The following is a 19,891-nucleotide window of genomic DNA, read 5'->3' as shown; positions in this document are numbered from 1 at the left end:
GCCACGGCGTTTCCATTGTTGCTCACGGCTGCGCAAATCTGCTTCGCCGCGGGCGTTGTGGGCCATGTGCAACGTGCCTTCGCGGCGTAACTGGCAGTCGATGCGGTACTTGTCGACAAGGCTGAACACCAGCGACGGTGCGGCGCCGAGCATGCGATTGAGCTGGCTGCCGACGGCCTCACCGAAACCGGCCTCGATGTCGTCCGGCGGGATCCACATCCCGGCGTTGACCAGCCCGACGTTGCGCCCGGACCCGCCGTGCCCGGTGCGGTGGGCCTCAAGCACGCACACGCTTTTGCCTTGTTCGAGCAAATGGATGGCGGCGGACAGGCCGGTGATCCCGGCGCCAATGACGCACACATCAACACTCAATTCGCCCTTAAACGCGGGCGCTTGCGGACGTTGAGGCGTCAGGGTTTCCCATAAGCATTGTTCTTGTAGTGGCATGGGGGGCTCCAGCAATGAAACCGGGTGATGATCTGACCTCATTCGTAGGAGTTGCCGCAGGCTGCGATCTTTTGATCTTGAAAGATCGCAGCCTGCGGCAGCTCCTACGGTGTGCTCGTCAGTTAGTCAAACGTAATACCCTGCGCCAACGGCAGCTCCAGCGAGTAGTTCACGGTGTTGGTCTGGCGGCGCATGTAGCCGCGCCAGGCGTCGGAGCCGGATTCTCGGCCGCCGCCGGTTTCTTTTTCGCCACCAAAGGCGCCGCCGATCTCTGCACCGCTCGGGCCAATGTTGACGTTGGCGATGCCGCAGTCGCTGCCAGTGGCCGACATGAATTGCTCGGCCTCGCGCACGTCGGTGGTGAACACGCACGATGACAAGCCTTGCGGCACGGCGTTGTTCAGGCGCAGGGCCTCGGCAAAGTCGCTGTAACCGATCACGTACAGGATCGGTGCAAAGGTTTCGCTGCACACCACTTCGCTTTGTTCCGGCATCTCAACAATGGCCGGGGCCACGTAGTACGCATCCGGGTATTGGCTGGCCAACTGGCGCTCGCCACCAAACACCCGCCCGCCTTCGCTCAGGGCTTGTTCCAGGGCGTTTTGCATGTTTTCAAAGCTGTGTTGGTCGATCAGCGGGCCGACCAGGTTGCCTTCCAGCGGGTGGCCGATGCGCACTTTGGAGTACGCCGCTTTGAGCCGGGTGACGATGTCTGCTTTGACCGATTCGTGTGCGATCAACCGGCGCAGGCTGGTGCAACGCTGCCCGGCGGTGCCGACGGCGCTGAACAAAATGGCGCGCACGGCCATGTCCAGATCGGCGCTGGGGCCGAGGATCATCGCGTTGTTGCCGCCCAGTTCGAGAATGCTGCGGGCAAAACGCGCGGCGATTTTAGGCGCCACTTCGCGGCCCATGCGGGTGCTGCCGGTGGCGCTGATCAGCGCGACACGCGGGTCATCGACCAAAGCCTCACCGGCGTCGCGACCACCGATGACCACTTGGCTCAGGTACTGGGGCGCGTCGCTGAAGTTGCTGAGCACGCGGTCGAATAGCGCCTGGCAGGCCAGCGCGGTCAACGGGGTTTTCTCGGACGGCTTCCAGATCACCGCGTTGCCGCACACCAGCGCCAGCGTGGTGTTCCACGCCCACACGGCAACCGGGAAGTTAAAGGCACTGATCACTCCGACCACGCCCAGCGGGTGCCAGGTTTCGCGCATGTGGTGGCCCGGACGTTCCGAGGCGATGGTCAGGCCGTAGAGCTGGCGGGACAGGCCAACGGCGAAGTCGCAGATGTCGATCATCTCCTGCACTTCGCCCAGGCCTTCCTGAGTGATTTTTCCCGCCTCCCACGACACCAGTTCGCCCAGGTCCGCCTTGTATTCACGCAACAGGTCACCGAACTGACGCACCAGCTCACCCCGGCGCGGCGCCGGGACTTTGCGCCAGATCTGAAATGCATATTCAGCGCGGGTCACGTGCTGCTCAACCTCGGCCGCCCCTTCCCACTGCACGGTGCCAATCTGGCTGCCATCAATCGGCGTGTACACCGGCTGCTTGCCGCGTTGATACAGCGCCGGGTTCACGCCAAGACGATCCAGTAATGCAGCAACCATGGGGCACTCCTTAGATTCAATAATCAGGTTCTTAGGCCTTTAGTTGTAGCTGGCTCATCCGGCGGTAACAAACGACCTTTAAGCGAGATATCATTCCGAAAATTCATGCTGCACGGGTAAAGTTGGCGAACAACCAGCACTGGGGGGGTCTTTATGCTGAACAAGCGTTATCTGCCATCGATCACGGCGTTGCAGTGTTTTGAGGCGGTGACCCGGCACCTGAGCTTTACCCGCGCCGCCGAAGAGCTCAACCTGACCCAAAGTGCGGTCAGCAAGCAGGTCGCGCAGCTGGAAGAGCTGCTTCAGCACTTGTTGTTCCGCCGGGTGCGGCGCCGCCTGCAACTGACGCCCGCTGGCGACTTGTACCTGGTAGAAGTCCGAAAAATCCTGACCCAAGTCGAGATGTCGACCCACACCCTGCGCTCATATGGGGGCGAAACCGAGGTGCTGCGCGTGTCGACGCCGTCGACCTTTGGCGCCCGCTGGCTGATGCCGCGCCTCAAGGGCTGGCGGCTGCGCCACCCACATATTCATCTGGACGTGTGCAACGAACAGCCTGCCGATGACTTGCTGCAAGGGCGCAGTGATCTGGCGTTCTATTTTGGCCAGGGGTCGCGGCCCGGCACCGAGTCCGTGAGGTTGTTCGGTGAAGAACTGGTAGCCGTGTGCGCGCCGTCGAGCTTGCCCGAGCGCCCCTTCGACGACCCGACGCAACTCACCGACCTGGTGCTGCTGCAAAACGCCTCACGCCCGCAAGCCTGGCACGAATGGTTTGAAAGCCAGGGTTATCACACCGATCACAGCTATCACGGGCCACGTTTCGACACGTTTTATATGTGCATCCGCGCGGCGCAGGTGGGCTGCGGCGTGGCCCTGCTGCCGAGGTTTCTGGTGGAAGAGGAACTGAGCGAAGGCAAGCTGGTCATTGCCTGGCAGCACCCGATGCCGAGCCGCGATGCGTATTACCTGGCCTACCCCGAACATTCGGCGGGCGTGCCGAAGGTCAAGGCGTTTGTGAACTGGATGATGGAACACCTGGATGACCTGTAGGAGCGAGCTTGCCTCGCGATCTTTTAAACGATCAAAAGATCGCGAGACAAGCTCGCTCCTACAGATGAGAGAAAAAACCGCTGGCAATACGGTCTGCGAATATGCGCCACTATCGCCATTCATTGAAAAAGCTGAACGCCGTGGCTATCAGGCACGGGCAGCATGGAGATTGCCGCTATGAGCGAGAGTGTGTTTGCCGACCGCATCGTGCAGAACTTGCTCGACACCGACTTCTACAAATTGACCATGATGCAGGCGGTGCTGCACAACTACCCCAACGTTGAAGTCGAATGGGAGTTCCGCTGCCGTAACAGCGAGGACCTGCGCCCGTACTTGAGCGAGATTCGCCACCAGATCGAACGCCTTGCCGAACTGAGCATGACCCCGGACCAGCTCGGGTTCCTGGAACGCATCACGTTTATGAAGCCCGACTTCATCCGCTTTTTGGGCCTGTTCCGCTTCAACCTGCGCTACGTGCACACTGGCATCGAAAACGGCGAGCTGTTTATCCGCCTGCGCGGCCCGTGGCTGCATGTGATTCTGTTTGAAGTTCCACTGCTGGCGATTGTCAGTGAAGTGCGCAACCGCTCACGCTATGCCGGTACGCTGTTGCGAGAGGCCCGCGAGCAGTTGTATCGCAAGTTTGACTGGCTGCAAGCCAACGCCAATGCCGACGAACTGGCTGAGTTGCAAGTCGCCGATTTCGGCACGCGTCGCCGGTTTTCTTACCGGGTGCAGGAAGAAGTCGTCACGGTGCTCAAGCATGACTTCCCCGGGCGTTTTGTCGGCACCAGCAACGTCAACCTGTCCCGCGAGCTGGACATGAAGCCGCTGGGCACCATGGCACACGAATGGATCATGGCGCACCAACAACTGGGCCCGCGCCTGATCGACAGCCAAAGCGCCGCGCTTGATTGCTGGGTGCGTGAGTATCGAGGCCTGCTGGGCATCGCCCTGACCGACTGCATCACCACCGACGCCTTTTTGGCCGACTTTGATCTGTACTTCGCCAAGCTGTTCGACGGTTTGCGCCACGACTCGGGTGACCCGGTGGTGTGGGCCGAAAAATGCATCGCGCATTACCATCAGTTGGGTATCGACCCGATGAGCAAGACCCTGGTGTTTTCCGACAGCCTGACGTTACCCCGCGCACTGGAGATTTTCCGGGCGTTGCGTGGCCGTATCAACGTCAGCTTCGGTATCGGGACTAACCTGACCTGCGACATTCCGGGTGTTGAGCCGATGAGCATCGTGCTTAAAATGACCGCCTGTAATGGCTCACCCGTCGCCAAAATTTCGGATGAGCCGGGCAAGACCCATTGCTCTGATCCAAACTTCGCCGCCTACTTGCGCCACGTTTTCAATGTTCCTGAACAATCCTCCAAGGAGTGAATCATGCAGGCCGTACAGCGTCAGATTGCTGAAGATCTCAATGTCCAACCGCCGTTTAAAGACACTGCCGCGCTTGAGTCCGAGATTGCACGGCGCATCACCTTTATTCAATGCTGCCTGCACAATGCCAGGCTCAAGACCCTGGTGCTGGGCATCAGCGGCGGCGTCGACTCGTTGACCGCAGGCCTGCTGGCTCAGAAGGCCGTGCAGCAGCTGCGCGAGCAGACCGGCGACAAGGCATACCGCTTTATTGCCGTGCGCCTGCCCTACGGCGTGCAGCAAGACGAAGCCGATGCCACCGCGGCCGTCGACTTTATCAACCCCGACGAGCGCCAGACCGTGAACATCGGCCCGGCGGTCAAAGCCCTGGCTGCTGAGGTCAGCGCGTTTGAAGGCAAGAAGCCAGAAACCGTGGACTTTGTGCTGGGCAACACCAAGGCGCGGATGCGCATGGTGGCGCAATACACCATCGCCGGTGCCACCGGCGGGCTGGTGATCGGCACCGACCACGCCGCCGAAGCCGTGATGGGTTTTTTCACCAAGTTTGGCGATGGCTCGTGCGACCTGGCCCCGCTCAGCGGGCTGGTGAAGCACCAGGTCCGGGCCATTGCCCGTCACTTGGGTGCGCCAGAGTTTCTGGTCGAGAAAGTCCCCACCGCTGACCTGGAAGACCTCGCGCCGGGCAAACCCGACGAAGTCTCCCATGGCGTGACCTATGCCGAGATTGACGCGTTCCTGCACGGCGAACCCGTGCGCGAAGAGGCGTTCAATATCATCTGCAGCACCTATGAGAAGACCCACCACAAGCGCGAGATGCCGTTCGCGCCGTGAGGCCTGGCTGCGCAGGCGGCGATGCATTCATCGCCACCTGCACGTCGCAGAAACAACTTGTAACTTGCACGTTATAAAGTAACAGCAATGCTGTAGCATGGGGCCGTTTCCGCACTTTAGAACCCCCATAGGTCAGCCTTGATGAGCCAAGCCCCTTCCTCACCGCCAGCCAACGAACCGTTTGCCGATACCGAACTGGCATGCCTCGTAGGTGCCAAAGCCGCCCTCTTTCGCTGGGCTGCAACCATTGCCACCCGTGACGTCGAACAAATCCTCGCGCTGTATGCCCCCGACGCCATCCTGGTGCCGACCTTGTCCAATCAGGTGCGTGATTGCGACGACAGCCGCCGTAACTATTTCGAGAACTTTTTGGCCAATGAGGGTCTGGTGTGTGACATCCAGGTGTTCAAAAAGCGCGTCAGCCGCAAACTCGGCACCGTGGTCGTGGGCGGCCTCTACACCTTTGCCTACCGGGCAAACAACGAACAGCGCCTGGTACCGGCGCGGTTCCTGTTCACCTTCGAGCGCATCAATGACGTGTGGCTGATTACGGGCCATCACTCCTCTATCGAAGCGTGACCCGTTACGGGCTCAGGCAGACTCGTTTCTGACCTTGGCCGCGATCAGGCTGTCAGCGGGCGGGCGCTGACGGAAGTACTGGTCCACCCCGGCAAAGATCGCCTCGGCAATTTTGCGCTGGTGGCGGGTGTCATGCAGCCGCTGGCAATCATTGACGTTGGAAATGAACCCGGTCTCTACCAGAATCGATGGCACCGCCGCCGACTTGAGCACGGCAAACCCGGCCTGCTCAACCCTGGACTGATGCAGCCGCGCTACGCCGCCCAGTTGCGACAGCACCTGATGCCCCAGGTCCAGGCTGGTGGAGATGGTCGCGTTCATCGACATGTCCAGCAGCACGCCCGCCACCATCGGGTCGTCCTTGTGCAGCTTGACGTTCAAGCCGCCGCCCACCGAATCGGCGTCGTTTTCACGATCCGCCATCCAGCGCGCCATCGAAGACGTCGCCCCGTTTTGCGAGAGCGCAAAGACCGACGCACCCGACGCCGTCAACCTCGGCGCCGCATCGGCATGCACGGAGATAAACAGATCGGCATCAAGCTTCTGGGCCACTTCGGCACGCTTGCGCAGCGGAATAAAGATGTCATCGGTACGAACCAGCTTGGCCTTGTAGCCCTTTTGCGCGTCGATACGCTTGGCCAGCAGCTTGGCGATTTGCAGCGCAACGATTTTTTCTTGTTCGCCCTTGGAACCCACCGCGCCGGGGTCTTTGCCACCGTGGCCAGCATCAATGACCACCAGCAGGTCCCGGTTGCGCTTGGCTACCGGGCGCTCGGGGGCGCTGGGCGTGACAGCCGATGAGGCAACCGCTTTCGCCGGCTGGCCCGTCAGTTGTAGCTCCAGGCGGTGACCATTGGCCGACAGGGGCCTGAGCGCTGCGCGCACACCGGCATCCGCCAGGTCCAGTACGATGCGCAGATCACCCGCAGGGGTTTTGCCGCTGCGGATGGCGGTGACGGGCGTGCCGTCCAGCACCAGCCCTTCCAAGGGCGCTGCCAACACTGCGCGTTTGAGGTCAATCACCACGCGGGGCGGCGACTCGAGGGTAAAGCTGTTGGCGATGACCGGTCCGCTGAGGTCAAACAGCAGCGTGGTCGAACCTTGCACTCGACTGACACTCACACGCCGCACTGCTTGTGAGGCATACGCTATAAGTGGCGTCGGCAATGCCAACCCGGCCAAGAGAAATTTCACCACGCTACGTCTGTCCATACACCTTCCACGCACTCGAATACTCCGGTCGCGTCATCTTACTCGTTACGTTATAACGGCTAGATGAAGATTTTGACGGGCAGGTTTTATCATCAAAAGGCCGCGTAGACCTGTCTGCGTCACAGCCAGAAAAAACGGAATGAACCCCGCATTTTTTTTCGCTTGTCCGCACGGGGCTCAGCGGCTTTGATAGACCTCTATTTGGTCGTCAGAGCCCTGCCCCATGTCTTCTTTCGATGGTTTGTTCTCTTTGGTTGAATCGGCACTCGATCAGCCAACCGCTCACTGGTTGCGCGAGCATGTCGAGGTGCCCCCTGCCTTGCAGCGCTTTAACTGGAGCGAACAGTCGCTGCACCGCGTATGGCTCGCGCAAGCGCTGAACCTGTGCTTGTTCCACACCTTGGTCAACGCCGTGCCAGACGGCCGACGGTATGTCGAAGAACAAGCCCGGCAAGGGCGCAAGGTGGTGTTTGATCACGGCGCCATTCGCACGGTGGACTGGCCCATTAACGGTCAATTGCCACGCGGCCGTCAGGCGTTTGCGCGCTTGCTGGAGCCGCTGGGCTTTACCGATGTGCGCACCTACCCGCTGACCAAACTGAATATGACCGGCTGGGGCTATCGCCAGATGGACCTGCCTGAAGACATTGCCCAGTTTTTTGTCTCGGAGCTGCACCCCGGGCGCTTCAGCGAGGCCTTTCAGCACGCCGTCAGCCGCGTGGTCGGCTCAAGCCTCGACCCGCTGCAGCCTGAACACCTGAGCCTGCTCAACCGCCTGAGCCTGACCCGCCATTGCAGCCTGAGCGAGGCCCGCACGCTCTTGCCCGCCTTGCACCGCGCCTTTGGTCGCCAACACGGCGTGGTCCACGCAGCGGACTATCAGTGCTTGCTCAACGAAAGCGCAGAAATGGCCTGGATTGCCACCGAGGGCAACAGCTTCAACCACTTGACCGATCGCGTGCAGGACCTGAACGCCTGCGTCGCCCGGCAGCGCGAGTTGCAGCGGCCAATGAAAGACAGCATTGAGGTGTCAGCTTCGGGGCGGGTCATGCAGACGGCCTACCGCGCCTGCACCGTCACCCGCGAGCTGATCGATGCCCAAGGCCAGTGCCGCGAGCATCAAGTGCCGGGCTCGTTTGTCGAGTTTATTCAGCGCAAGGTCGACCCGGACAACGGCCGCATCGACCTGAACTTCGACAGCAGCAACGCCCAGGGCATTTTCAAGATGACCGACTCAAAAGCCTGAACCTGAATGCAAACAGCCCCGACGGCGCAACGCACGTCAGGGCTGTTTGAGGGACCTGCGCTTATTTCAGCGTGACGGTGCCTTTCATCATCGAGATATGGCCCGGGAACGAGCAGAAGAACCCGTACTTCTCGTCCGCTTTGAGCTTGGAGACATCAAAGGTCACGGAGTCGGTTTCGCCAGCGCCAATCACCTTGGTGTGCGCGATGATGCGCGTGTCGCCATCCTTCAGATAGTCTTTGTCGATACCCGCGCTCAGACCATCAGTGGAGATAGGCTGCATATCGGCTTCTTTACTCAGTACCCAGTTATGGCCCATGACTGCTTTTGGCAAGCTACCGGAGTGTGTCAGCTCTACGGTGAAAGTTTTGCAGGACTTGTCGATCTCGATAGCTTTGGTGTTGAACGACATTTGGTCGGTCGAATCAACGGTGACCTTGCACTCAGCTGCTAACAATTGGCCGCTGGCCAAGGTCAAAAGAGATACCGCAACAACTTTTGCAAACATGGTTTTTCTCCAAGGTAGGGTACAAAAAATCCATTATTTGTATACAGGATGCACGAAAACGGGCGTTGTTCCAATGACCCACGTCACGTCCTGACGTTTTTTGTCATGACCTTCTATCAGGCAAACGAACGTAAGACCAGCATCCTTAAGCCATTTTGGGCTTTTTCGGGGTTTAATCGGCATCTGGGTGTAGAGTCGTGTTTTGCGCGCAAACAGCCTGATGGCAAAAACCCAGCTAACGGCAAGGCACTAATACAGGGCAGAATACGCGCCGCTAAACCTCACCTTCGACCCCAAGAGGATCGCTCATGGCCAAACCCAACTATAACTTCGCCAAACGTCAACGAGACCTGGCTAAAGAGCAGAAGAAAGAGGAAAAGCTCGCGCGCAAAAAAGCCGCAGCAGAAGGCACTCCTGTAGAGAACGATCAAGACGTTGATGCAGAACACGACGTCGCGCAAGAAGACGCAGACGCCACACAAACCCCAGCCCCCCACGCGTAACCCCACACCTCAGAATGCACAACGCCAGCCCGAAGGCTGGCGTTGGTGTAGGCATCACTGTGTAGTCGCTGCCGCAGGCTGCGATAAGGGCCGCAGGACCTTCGCCCTGAAAAAAGCGCGACCCCTTCGGGCTCGATCGCAGCCTGCGGCAGCGACTACGCAGGCATTTAGCGCGGGACTACGGGCTTGCGCACAGGCTTCTTGCCTTTACCGCCCTTGGCGGCTTCCTGACGCTCTTTGGCCGCTTGTTTATTACGGGCAAACGCCGCAGCCTTGGCCTCTTCACGCTTGTCCCACGGGTTGCCACCATCGCTGGCACGCGGCGGCAAACCGGTGTGTTGCGTCAAGATCTTGGTGGTCTTGCCACCGGCAACCTTGTGACTGCCAGCCGGCGTCGAGTTTTTACGGCGCGCGCTCTGGTAGCTGTCGGTCGCTGGCTGATGCAGCGGGATCAGTTGATCCTTGCCCGAACCGATCAAGTCAGCACGGCCCATGCGGGTCAGCGCCTCACGCAGCATCGGCCAGCCTTTAGGGTCGTGATAACGCAAGAACGCCTTGTGCAGACGACGCTGCTCTTCGCTCTTGACGATGGTCACGCCGTCACTCTTGTAAGTGACCTTGCGCAGCGGGTTCTTGCCCGAGTGGTACATCGCCGTGGCCGTGGCCATGGGCGACGGGTAGAACGCCTGCACTTGGTCCGCCCGGAAACCGTTGCCCTTGAGCCACAGCGCCAGGTTCATCATGTCTTCGTCAGTGGTGCCAGGGTGCGCCGCAATGAAGTACGGGATCAGGTACTGCTCTTTGCCTGCTTCCTTGGTGTACTTCTCGAACATGCGCTTGAAGCGGTCATAGGTGCCAATGCCCGGCTTCATCATCTGGTTGAGCGGACCTTCCTCGGTGTGTTCCGGGGCGATCTTCAGGTAACCGCCCACGTGGTGGGTCACCAGCTCTTTAACGTACTCCGGCGACTCGACCGCGAGGTCATAACGCAGGCCGGAAGCGATCAGGATCTTCTTCACGCCCGGCAGGGCACGGGCGCTGCGGTACAGCTGGATCAGCGACGAGTGGTCGGTGTTCAGGTTCGGGCAGATGCCCGGGAACACGCACGACGGCTTGCGGCACGCGGATTCGATTTCCGGGCTCTTGCAGGCGATGCGGTACATGTTCGCGGTCGGGCCGCCGAGGTCGGAAATGACGCCGGTGAAACCCGGCACCTTGTCGCGGATCTCTTCGATTTCGCGAATGATCGACTCTTCGGAACGGTTCTGGATGATCCGGCCTTCGTGCTCGGTAATCGAGCAGAAGGTGCAGCCACCAAAGCAGCCACGCATGATGTTCACCGAGAAACGGATCATGTCGTAGGCCGGGATTTTTTCCTTGCCGTAGGCCGGGTGCGGAATACGCGCGTAAGGCATGCCAAACACGTAGTCCATCTCTTCGGTGGTCATCGGAATCGGAGGCGGGTTGAACCAGACGTCCACTTCGCCATGCTTCTGCACCAGCGCACGGGCGTTGCCCGGGTTGGTTTCGAGGTGAAGCACGCGGTTGGCGTGAGCGTACAGCACCGCGTCAGCACGTACCTTTTCAACGGACGGCAAGCGAATCACCGTCTTGTCGCGGGTCATGCGCGGGCTGGCCAGGATCTGCACCACCTTGGCTTCGTTCGGGTCTTCAACCGGGCCTTTTTCTTGCTCGATGGCGCAGGCCTGAGTGTCCTGGGTGTTCACGTACGGGTTGATGATCTTGTCGATCTTGCCCGGACGGTCGATACGCGTGGAGTCCACTTCGTACCAGTCTTTAGGCGTGTCACGGCGAATGAACGCGGTACCGCGCACATCGGTGATGTCTTCGATCTTGTGGCCATAGGACAGGCGCTGGGCGACTTCGACAATGGCCCGCTCGGCGTTGCCGTACAGCAGGATGTCGGCGCAGGCGTCGATCAGGATCGAGTTGCGTACGCGGTCTTGCCAGTAGTCGTAATGGGCAATGCGGCGCAGGGAGGCCTCGATGCCACCAAGCACAATCGGTACATTTTTGTAGGCTTCTTTACAGCGCTGGCTGTACACCAGGCTCGCGCGGTCCGGACGTTTGCCAGCCATGCCACCGGGGGTGTAGGCGTCATCGGAACGGACTTTTTTGTCGGCGGTGTAGCGGTTGATCATCGAGTCCATGTTGCCGGCCGCGACGCCGAAAAACAGGTTCGGCTCGCCCAGCTTCATGAAGTCGTCTTTGGACTGCCAGTTCGGCTGGGCAATGATGCCCACACGGAAACCCTGGGACTCCAGCAAGCGGCCGATGATGGCCATGCCAAACGACGGGTGATCGACATACGCATCACCGGTCACGATGATGATGTCGCATGAATCCCAGCCAAGCTGATCCATCTCCTCCCTGCTCATGGGCAGGAATGGCGCTGGCCCGAAACATTCGGCCCAGTACTTCGGATAGTCAAAAATTGGCTTCGCTGCTTGCATGTCGATGACCGGTGTTGAGTGCAAAAAAAGGGCGCGACATTTACTGAGAAATTCGCGGGCGCGGAATATAGCACAAAAAATGACCAATTCCGACGGCGGCGGTCGGAATTGGCAAGTGTAAGGCCAGCTGTAGCAGGAGCCAATGGTGGGCGTTGCTGACAGCGGGCTACTGGTTACTCGTCGTCGAAGTTGTAACTGCCCGGCGCGAGGTTTTCGAAGCGTGTGTATTTGCCGATAAACGCCAAACGCGCCGTGCCGATAGGGCCGTTACGCTGCTTGCCGATGATGATTTCAGCAACGCCCTTGTGCTCGGTTTCGGGGTGGTACACCTCGTCTCGGTACACGAACATGATGACGTCGGCGTCCTGCTCGATGGCTCCGGATTCACGCAAGTCGGAGTTGATCGGGCGCTTGTTGGGCCGTTGTTCCAGGGAACGGTTGAGCTGCGACAGGGCAATGACCGGGCAGTTGAATTCCTTGGCCAGCGCTTTCAGGGACCGCGAAATTTCAGAAATCTCGTTGGTCCGGTTATCGCCACCCGAACCCGGGATCTGCATCAACTGCAGGTAGTCGATCATGATCATGCCAATCTCGCCGTGCTCACGCACCAGGCGCCGGGTACGGGCACGCATCTCGGACGGGCTGATACCGGCCGTGTCGTCGATGAACAGTTTGCGATCGTTGAGCAGGTTGACCGCCGAGGTCAGGCGTGGCCAGTCGTCATCTTCGAGGCGACCCGCACGCACCTTGCTCTGATCGATACGCCCAAGCGACGAGAGCATACGCATGATCAGCGATTCACCTGGCATCTCAAGCGAGTAAACCAGTACCGCCTTGTCGCTGCGCAACACGGCGTTCTCAACCAGGTTCATGGCGAAGGTGGTTTTACCCATCGAGGGACGGCCCGCGACGATGATCAAGTCGGCTGGCTGCAAGCCGCTGGTCATGTTGTCGAGGTCGGTGTAGCCGGTGGACAAGCCGGTAATGGCTTCGTCGGTATTAAACAGGGTGTCGATACGGTCGATGGCTTTGGTCAACAGGTCGTTGACGCTCACCGGGCCGCCGGTTTTCGGCCGGGCCTCGGCAATCGCAAAGATCTGCCGTTCAGCTTCGTCGAGGATCTCTTCTGCGGTGCGGCCTTCCGGGTTGAAGGCGCTGTCGGCAATTTCAGTGCTGATGCCGATCAGTTGGCGCAACGTCGCACGCTGACGAACGATCTGGGCGTAGGCCTTGATGTTCGCCACCGACGGGGTGTTCTTCGCCAGTTCGCCCAGGTAACCCAGACCACCGACTTGCGAGGTCTGACCTTCCTTGTCCAATTGCTCGGCAAGGGTCACGACGTCAATGGGTGAGTTCTGGTCGGCCAGTTTGGCGATGGCACGGAAAATCAGGCGATGGTCATGCCGATAAAAATCGCCGTCCGAGACCTGATCCAACACGCGTTCCCAGGCGTTGTTGTCCAGCATCAGACCACCGAGCACAGCCTGTTCGGCCTCGATGGAGTGCGGCGGCACCTTCAGGGCTGCGGTTTGCAGGTCGTATTGCTCAGGAGCGGAAATATCGTTCATGGCCACGTGTCAGTTTGGGGTGAAAATCAGGATCAGCAGAAAGACAAAGGGCACGACCTGTAAACAGGATCGTGCCCGATGTTAACCGTCCAGCACACACGGTGCCAGTCAGTTAAGACTGCTTAAGCAGCTACCACAACAACGCGTACGGTTGCTTCAACTTCGGCGTGCAGGTGCACAGCCACGTCGAATTCGCCAACGTTGCGGATAGTGCCGTTCGGCAGACGAACTTCGCTTTTTGCAACTTCAACGCCAGAGGCGGTCAGTGCATCAGCGATGTCGTGAGTACCGATCGAACCGAACAGCTTGCCTTCGTCACCGGCGGTGGCAGTGATAGTCACTTCCAGCTCGCCCAGTTGAGCAGCACGAGTTTCGGCCGAAGCTTTCTTGTCAGCTGCTGCTTTTTCCAGCTCAGCGCGACGCTCTTCAAACGCAGCCAGGTTGGCAGCGGTTGCAGCGGTAGCTTTGCCGTACGGCAGCAGGTAGTTACGACCGTAGCCGGCCTTAACATTTACTTTGTCGCCCAGGTTGCCCAGGTTTGCGACTTTTTCCAGAAGGATCAGTTGCATGTGAAAATCCTCTTAACTTTTAACCTTCACCGTCCGCAGAGCCTTTATCAGCGTCTTTCGGCGCCAGACGTCCGCGAAAATCAATCAGGCTGTCGACAATGGCCAAGACCACGAGCAACGGATAGATCAGCTGCATGAACAGCAGCAGCGTGACGTACAACCCCACCAGCCAAAACTTGGCCAGTCGCTTTTTCGCTACCAGCCCGTGTATCAGGGCCAGGCCGGCGAAGAACAACGCTACGCTGCACAACGGCGTTAGCATGGCCATTTGCGGACCGAAGTTCGGCCCTACAAGCATGCACGCCAGCAACAATAGCGCTGGTCCCAGCGGTAGGCGGATGCTGCGAAATTCGCTGGCAAAACCGCCCGGGTTGTACAACAGCGCTTGCCAGTAACGCCCAAGAATCAGGCTCAGCACGCTGACGACCTGCATCAAAGCTGCAATCAAACCGGTGAGGACGGGTGCAATCAGTGCTCCGAGGCGCGCTCGCTCTACGTCAGATAACTTGTCGTAGAGACCACTGAGGATCTGCGGCAGAAGTTTTTCCAACTCCTGCGCCATCGCACCAATGGGTTCGCGGAAAACCGTGCCCAGAACCACGCCATACACCACACCCAACGCTACGCTGACCAGCAGCACGCGGTACCAGGGCTGACCGGCGCGCAAGAGCATCGCCAATCCCAGGGTTCCCAACAGCACCATCAAGGTGCGGGGTTCGCCCATAAACCACCAGGCCAAGGCCGGCAGTAAAGCCCATGAGAGGATGCTCAAGGCATCTCTCGGACCGCGCCGCAGGAGCACAAGGCAACCTGCAGCAGCACTCAACCAGAACAAAAACGGCAATGCCGCACATCCGGCCACGATTAACGTGGCCTGCACACGGCCTCGCATGATGAACTCAGCTAGGGCACGCATGCATTCAATCCTTTACTACCTGTCGACTGCCCGGTCTCAGCGGCCGTGGCTGTCGGTGTAGGCCAGCAGGGCCAGGAAGCGGGCGCGCTTGATAGCGGTGGCCAGCTGACGCTGATAACGAGCTTTAGTACCGGTGATGCGGCTTGGAACAATTTTGCCGGTCTCGGATACGTAAGCTTTCAGAGTGTTGAGATCTTTGTAATCGATCTCTTTCACTTCTTCTGCGGTGAAGCGGCAGAATTTACGACGACGGAAGAAACGTGCCATGTAATTGGCTCCTCAAAAGGTCCGTGGATTACTCGTCAGCGTTATCGCTGGCGTCGCTGTTATCGCTGTCATCGCCATCGGCGCTGTCAGAATGCTCAGGACGGTCACGACGCTCACGGCGCTCACTGCGGTTCTCTTCAGCCTTGAGCATCTCGGACTGGCCAGTTACGGCTTCGTCGCGACGGATGACCAGGTTACGGATCACAGCATCGTTGTAACGGAAGTTGTCTTCCAGCTCAGCCAGGGCTTTGCCAGTGCACTCAACGTTCAGCATCACGTAGTGAGCCTTGTGAACATTGTTGATTGCGTAGGCCAGTTGACGACGGCCCCAATCTTCCAGACGGTGGATTTTGCCGCCGTCTTCTTCGATCAGCTTGGTGTAACGCTCTACCATGCCGCCGACTTGTTCGCTTTGATCCGGGTGGACCAAAAAGATGATTTCGTAATGACGCATGAATGCTCCTTACGGGTTGTAGCCTGCCGCTAACTTAAAGCGGTCAGACAAGGAGTGAATGACACTTGTGTGTCTTGCCTAGAGAGGCACATATGCGCCCGCCATGATGGCAAGGGGCGCAATTGTAGAGAAGGGACAAGAGCGACGCAAGGTGATTGGTGATTATTTGAACAATTCAAACGCCCCCCATAACCGTAGGAGCGAGCTTGCCTCGCGATCTTTTGATCTTTACAAGATCGCGAGGCAAGCTCGCTCCTACCGTTGAGGGCGGGTGTGGCTTATTTCTTTTTGGCAGGGGCCTTGGCTTTGACGCTGCGCTGACGCAGGGCTTCGAACAGGCAAACGCCGGTCGCTACCGAGACGTTCAGGCTGCTGACGCTGCCCGCCATCGGCAGGCGCACCAGGTAGTCACAATGCTCGCGGGTCAGGCGGCGCATGCCTTTGCCTTCAGCACCCATGATCATGATGGTCGGGCCGGTCAGGTCTTGCTCGTACAGTTCCTGCTCGGCTTCGCCCGCCGTACCGACGATCCACAAGCCACGCTGTTGCAGCTTTTTAAGCGTCGCGGCCAGGTTGGTCACAGCCACCAAAGGAATCACTTCCGCCGCACCGCAGGCTACTTTTCGTACCGTTGGGGTCAGCGTTGCCGACTTGTCTTTAGGCACGATAACCGCCAGTGCACCGGCCGCATCGGCGGTACGCAGGCAAGCACCCAGGTTGTGCGGGTCTGTCACGCCATCCAGCACCAGAATCAGCGGAGCACCTTCGGTGCGATCCAACAATTCGTTGAGCATGGCCTCGCCCCACACCTGGCTCGGGCTCACATCCGCCACAACGCCCTGGTGCACGCCTTCAACCCAGGCGTCCATTTCACGGCGCTCGGCCTGACCGACGTCGATCCGGTTTTCAGCAGCCAGCGCGACCAGGGTCTGGACGCGAGGATCGTTGCGGCTTTCAGCCAACCAGATGTGCTTGACGCGTTTTGGGTGGTGACGAAGCAACGCTTCTACGGCGTGAATGCCGTAGATTTTTTCCAACTGACTCATGACTTGGCCTTAGGTTTGCGCGACCCGCCGCTTTTGCTGGCAGGCGCAGCGCCCGATTTTGGCGGGCCTTTACGATGTTTGCTGGGTTTGGAAGGCTTGCCCGCGTCTTTAGCGGGTGCTGCCCTCCCCGACTTTCCCGACTCCGATGCTCGACCGCCGCTTTTCGCATCGGCCAACAGCGCCTTTTTCACTTCGCGGCTTTTACGCACTTCGGCGTTATTGGCCGCCGCGTCGCTGGAGCGATAAGCGCCGTCAGACGCTTTCACGGTTTTGGCTGGCGCGCTGCGGCGAGCGGGTTTAGCCGCTTCAACCGGTGGCGGCTCAGTCGGCTTGGTCCCGGACTTACCCGCGTTTTTGCGCACAGGCTTTTCGTCGGTGCGGTTTTTACGACCAATCGGCGCGCTGAGGGTTTTCTCAGCCATTTCGAAGTCGATTTTGCGCTCGTCCAGATCAACCCGCATGACGCGCACTTCAACCGTGTCACCCAAGCGGAAGCTGCGACCGGTGCGCTCGCCCGCCAGGCGGTGATGCACAGGATCAAAGTGGTAGTAGTCGCCCGGCAAGGCGGTCACGTGGACCAGACCTTCAACATAAATGTCGGTCAGTTCAACGAACAGGCCAAAACCGGTAACTGCCGTCACCACACCCGGGAACGTCTCGCCTACGCGGTCCTTCATGAACTCGCACTTGAGCCAGTTGATCACGTCACGCGTGGCTTCATCGGCACGGCGCTCGCTCATCGAGCATTGCTCGCCGAGCTGCTCCAGAATCGCTTCGTCGTACGGGTAAATGCGCGCTTTCGGGATGGTCATCGCGCCAGCACGCAGAACGTGCGGGGTATCCTGCTTGGAGTGGATAACGCTGCGAATCGCCCGATGCGTGAGCAAGTCCGGGTAACGACGGATCGGCGAAGTGAAGTGGGTATAGGCCTCGTAGTTCAGGCCGAAGTGGCCCTGGTTATCAGCGCTGTACACCGCCTGGCTCAACGAGCGCAGCATCACGGTCTGGATCAGGTGGTAATCGGGGCGATCCTTGATGTGCTCAAGCAAGGCCTGATAGTCCTTCGGCGAAGGGCCATCCTTACCTTTGTGCAGGCTCAGACCCAACTCACCGAGGAACGCGCGGAGTTTTTCCAGACGCTCAGGCGGCGGGCCGTCGTGCACACGGTACAGGGCCGGGATTTCGTGCTTCTTGAGGAACTCAGCGGTGGCCACGTTGGCCGCCAGCATGCACTCTTCGATCAGCTTGTGCGCGTCATTACGCGTGGTTGGGCGAATTTCAGCGATTTTGCGCTCGGAACCGAAGATGATCCGGGTTTCCTGGGTTTCAAAATCAATCGCGCCACGGGTATGACGAGCGCCCAGCAGCACTTTGTACAGTGCGTACAGTTGCTTGAGGTGCGGCACCACATCAGCGTATTCGCTGCGCAGTTGCTTGGCGTCGTTGGTTTTCGGGTGCTCAAGGATGGTGCTGACCTTGTTGTAGGTCAGACGCGCCTGTGAGTGAATCACCGCCTCGTAGAACTGATAGTCGGTCATTTCGCCGGTTTTGGAGATGGTCATCTCGCACACCATGGCCAAACGGTCGACTTTAGGGTTCAGGGAGCACAGGCCGTTGGACAACTCCTCGGGCAGCATGGGAATCACGCGCTCCGGGAAGTACACCGAGTTGCCACGCACTTGGGCTTCAGCGTCCAGCGCCGAACCAATTTTCACGTAGCTGGATACGTCGGCAATGGCCACGTAGAGCTTCCAGCCGCCACCGAACAAGCGCAGCTTGCCGGACTTGGCTTCGCAATACACGGCGTCATCGAAGTCGCGGGCATCTTCGCCGTCAATGGTGACGAACGGCAGATGACGCAGGTCGATGCGCTTCTCTTTGTCTTTCTCTTCAACTTCTGGCTTGAGCTTGGCGGCTTCTTTAAGCACAGCCTCTGGCCAGACGTGAGGAATGTCGTAGGTGCGCAACGCGATGTCGATTTCCATGCCGGGCGCCATGTAGTTGCCCACCACTTCAAGCACATCACCCTGCGGCTGGAAGCGCGGGGTCGGCCAATGAGTGATCTTCACTTCAACGAACTGCCCGATCTTCGCGCCCGCATTGCGGCCCGGAGTCACCAGCACTTCCTGCTGGATTTTCGGGTTATCGGCCACTACAAAGCCGATGCCGCCTTCTTCGAAGTAACGACCCACGATGGTTTCGTGAGCACGCGAGACCACTTCAACGATCACGCCTTCACGACGGCCACGGCGATCCAGACCCGAAACACGGGCCAGCGCACGGTCGCCATCGAACACCAGACGCATCTGCGCCGGGCTCAGGAACAGGTCGTCGCTGCCATCATCCGGCACCAAAAAGCCGAAGCCATCACGGTGACCGCTGATGCGGCCCAGGATCAGGTCGAGCTTGTCTACCGGCGCGTACGTGCCACGGCGGGTGTAAATCAGTTGAGCATCGCGCTCCATCGCACGCAGGCGACGACGCAGGGCTTCAATTTGGTCTTCGGTCGTGAGTCCAAACTCTGCGACCAACTGCTCACGAGCAGCAGGCGAACCGCGTTCAGCCAGATGCTGAAGGATCAGTTCGCGACTTGGGATAGGGTTTTCGTATTTTTCCGCTTCACGTGCGGCCTCGGGATCGAGGGTCTGCCAATCGGCCATTAGATAGTTTTCACCTTGTCTATATGCGGTTAGTTTGGCATACGCGTATTGAAACGGGAAATTTCGGACTCTAGCAGTGCCTTATTAGCCGGTTCTGACGCGCCTGGCGGGCTCAAACACACCGCCCGCGAAATATTTCGAATATTTTTAATCACAACGCTTTACAGGTCAAAGGGGCATCCGTATAGTGCGCGCCATCGACAACGGCGACGTTGCAGATACTGCCCAGATGGTGAAATTGGTAGACACGCCAGCTTCAGGTGCTGGTGGCCGCAAGGCCGTGGAAGTTCGAGTCTTCTTCTGGGCACCAATTTAGAGAGTGAGATTAGTACAATCTTGCATCTCACACAAAACCCGCGAAAGCGGGTTTTTTGCATTTGGGGGTTTCACAAAGATTTTTGATTTATAAACCAAAACAGGGGTTTACAGATCAAATAGCTCTCCGTATAGTGCGCCACATCAACAGCGGCAACGTTGCTGATACTGCCCAGATGGTGAAATTGGTAGACACGCCAGCTTCAGGTGCTGGTGGCCGCAAGGCCGTGGAAGTTCGAGT

18 protein-coding genes and 1 tRNA gene are annotated in these 19,891 nt (G+C 59.1%); 7 read left to right on the top strand and 12 right to left on the bottom strand.

What is annotated here, in order from left to right; translation table 11 throughout:
• Together GHO25_RS22905 and GHO25_RS22900 are read right to left on the bottom strand one after the other, a co-directional pair.
• The coding region (locus GHO25_RS22905) for an FAD-binding oxidoreductase (RefSeq protein ID WP_153392564.1) at positions 1-447 on the bottom strand (447 nt) is incomplete at its 3' end.
• Positions 448-569: 122 nt separating this feature from the next.
• Entirely contained in the window at positions 570-2,060 is a 1,491-nt protein-coding gene (locus tag GHO25_RS22900; protein WP_048385303.1) for an aldehyde dehydrogenase family protein, read from the bottom strand.
• A 153-nt stretch (positions 2,061-2,213) separates the two neighbouring features.
• Between GHO25_RS22900 and GHO25_RS22895 the strand changes: the two genes are divergently transcribed.
• From GHO25_RS22895 to GHO25_RS22880, 4 genes are all read left to right on the top strand, one after another.
• Positions 2,214-3,110, top strand: coding sequence for a LysR family transcriptional regulator (locus GHO25_RS22895; protein ID WP_123751172.1), 897 nt, complete (start codon positions 2,214-2,216; stop codon positions 3,108-3,110).
• Between the two features lie 177 nt (positions 3,111-3,287).
• The gene (gene pncB / locus GHO25_RS22890; protein WP_153331859.1) at positions 3,288-4,502 is read left to right on the top strand and encodes a nicotinate phosphoribosyltransferase; all 1,215 of its coding nucleotides are present in this window, start codon (positions 3,288-3,290) and stop codon (positions 4,500-4,502) included.
• Positions 4,503-4,505: 3 nt separating this feature from the next.
• A complete protein-coding gene (gene nadE, locus GHO25_RS22885; protein ID WP_153392561.1) occupies positions 4,506-5,333 on the top strand; it encodes an ammonia-dependent NAD(+) synthetase in 828 nt (275 codons plus the stop codon).
• 141 nt (positions 5,334-5,474) lie between these two features.
• Positions 5,475-5,912, top strand: a complete 438-nt coding sequence (locus GHO25_RS22880; protein ID WP_048366576.1) for a DUF4440 domain-containing protein — start codon at positions 5,475-5,477, stop codon at positions 5,910-5,912.
• Between the two features lie 12 nt (positions 5,913-5,924).
• Here GHO25_RS22880 and GHO25_RS22875 read toward each other — a convergent pair whose 3' ends face one another.
• The gene (locus tag GHO25_RS22875) at positions 5,925-7,124 is read right to left on the bottom strand and encodes an N-acetylmuramoyl-L-alanine amidase (RefSeq protein WP_153392558.1); all 1,200 of its coding nucleotides are present in this window, start codon (positions 7,122-7,124) and stop codon (positions 5,925-5,927) included.
• Positions 7,125-7,347: 223 nt separating this feature from the next.
• Here GHO25_RS22875 and GHO25_RS22870 point away from each other — a divergent pair, with 223 nt between their 5' ends.
• Positions 7,348-8,370 carry a DUF1338 domain-containing protein gene (locus GHO25_RS22870; RefSeq protein ID WP_153374304.1) on the top strand — a complete coding sequence of 341 codons (1,023 nt, stop codon included), beginning with the start codon at positions 7,348-7,350 and terminating at the stop codon, positions 8,368-8,370.
• Positions 8,371-8,431: 61 nt separating this feature from the next.
• On the opposite strand, the gene azu is transcribed toward GHO25_RS22870, so the two are convergent.
• Positions 8,432-8,878, bottom strand: a complete 447-nt coding sequence (gene azu, locus GHO25_RS22865; protein ID WP_048366579.1) for an azurin — start codon at positions 8,876-8,878, stop codon at positions 8,432-8,434.
• A gap of 308 nt (positions 8,879-9,186) precedes the next feature.
• Here azu and GHO25_RS22860 point away from each other — a divergent pair, with 308 nt between their 5' ends.
• Complete coding sequence (locus GHO25_RS22860; RefSeq protein ID WP_048366580.1) at positions 9,187-9,381, top strand: hypothetical protein; 195 nt, start codon at positions 9,187-9,189, stop codon at positions 9,379-9,381.
• Between the two features lie 167 nt (positions 9,382-9,548).
• Here GHO25_RS22860 and GHO25_RS22855 read toward each other — a convergent pair whose 3' ends face one another.
• The 8 genes from GHO25_RS22855 to rnr form a co-directional block, all read right to left on the bottom strand.
• Complete coding sequence (locus tag GHO25_RS22855; RefSeq protein ID WP_123751166.1) at positions 9,549-11,855, bottom strand: YgiQ family radical SAM protein; 2,307 nt, start codon at positions 11,853-11,855, stop codon at positions 9,549-9,551.
• Between the two features lie 173 nt (positions 11,856-12,028).
• Positions 12,029-13,423, bottom strand: coding sequence for a replicative DNA helicase (dnaB, locus tag GHO25_RS22850; protein ID WP_048366583.1), 1,395 nt, complete (start codon positions 13,421-13,423; stop codon positions 12,029-12,031).
• Between the two features lie 122 nt (positions 13,424-13,545).
• The gene (gene rplI, locus GHO25_RS22845; RefSeq protein WP_048366584.1) at positions 13,546-13,992 is read right to left on the bottom strand and encodes a 50S ribosomal protein L9; all 447 of its coding nucleotides are present in this window, start codon (positions 13,990-13,992) and stop codon (positions 13,546-13,548) included.
• Positions 13,993-14,011: 19 nt separating this feature from the next.
• Positions 14,012-14,908, bottom strand: a complete 897-nt coding sequence (locus tag GHO25_RS22840) for a hypothetical protein (RefSeq protein ID WP_048366585.1) — start codon at positions 14,906-14,908, stop codon at positions 14,012-14,014.
• 36 nt (positions 14,909-14,944) lie between these two features.
• Positions 14,945-15,175: a 30S ribosomal protein S18 gene (gene rpsR / locus GHO25_RS22835; protein ID WP_003171373.1), complete on the bottom strand. Its 231-nt coding sequence runs from the start codon at positions 15,173-15,175 to the stop codon at positions 14,945-14,947.
• A gap of 28 nt (positions 15,176-15,203) precedes the next feature.
• A complete protein-coding gene (gene rpsF / locus GHO25_RS22830; RefSeq protein ID WP_003439045.1) occupies positions 15,204-15,629 on the bottom strand; it encodes a 30S ribosomal protein S6 in 426 nt (141 codons plus the stop codon).
• A 278-nt stretch (positions 15,630-15,907) separates the two neighbouring features.
• Positions 15,908-16,675, bottom strand: a complete 768-nt coding sequence (gene rlmB, locus GHO25_RS22825) for a 23S rRNA (guanosine(2251)-2'-O)-methyltransferase RlmB (RefSeq protein ID WP_048366586.1) — start codon at positions 16,673-16,675, stop codon at positions 15,908-15,910.
• Positions 16,672-19,335, bottom strand: coding sequence for a ribonuclease R (rnr, locus tag GHO25_RS22820; RefSeq protein ID WP_153392555.1), 2,664 nt, complete (start codon positions 19,333-19,335; stop codon positions 16,672-16,674). Before rnr ends, rlmB begins: the two co-directional genes overlap by 4 nt.
• 223 nt (positions 19,336-19,558) lie before the next feature.
• Between rnr and GHO25_RS22815 the strand changes: the two genes are divergently transcribed.
• Positions 19,559-19,645, top strand: a tRNA-Leu gene (locus GHO25_RS22815).
• The last annotated feature ends 246 nt before the right edge of the window (positions 19,646-19,891 follow it).

This window comes from Pseudomonas sp. FSL R10-1350 (assembly GCF_009600525.1).
GTDB classification, from domain to species: Bacteria; Pseudomonadota; Gammaproteobacteria; order Pseudomonadales; family Pseudomonadaceae; genus Aquipseudomonas; species Aquipseudomonas helleri.
The sequence above is the reverse complement of the archived record's forward strand: the minus strand, read 5'-3'. Positions and strand labels throughout refer to the sequence as shown.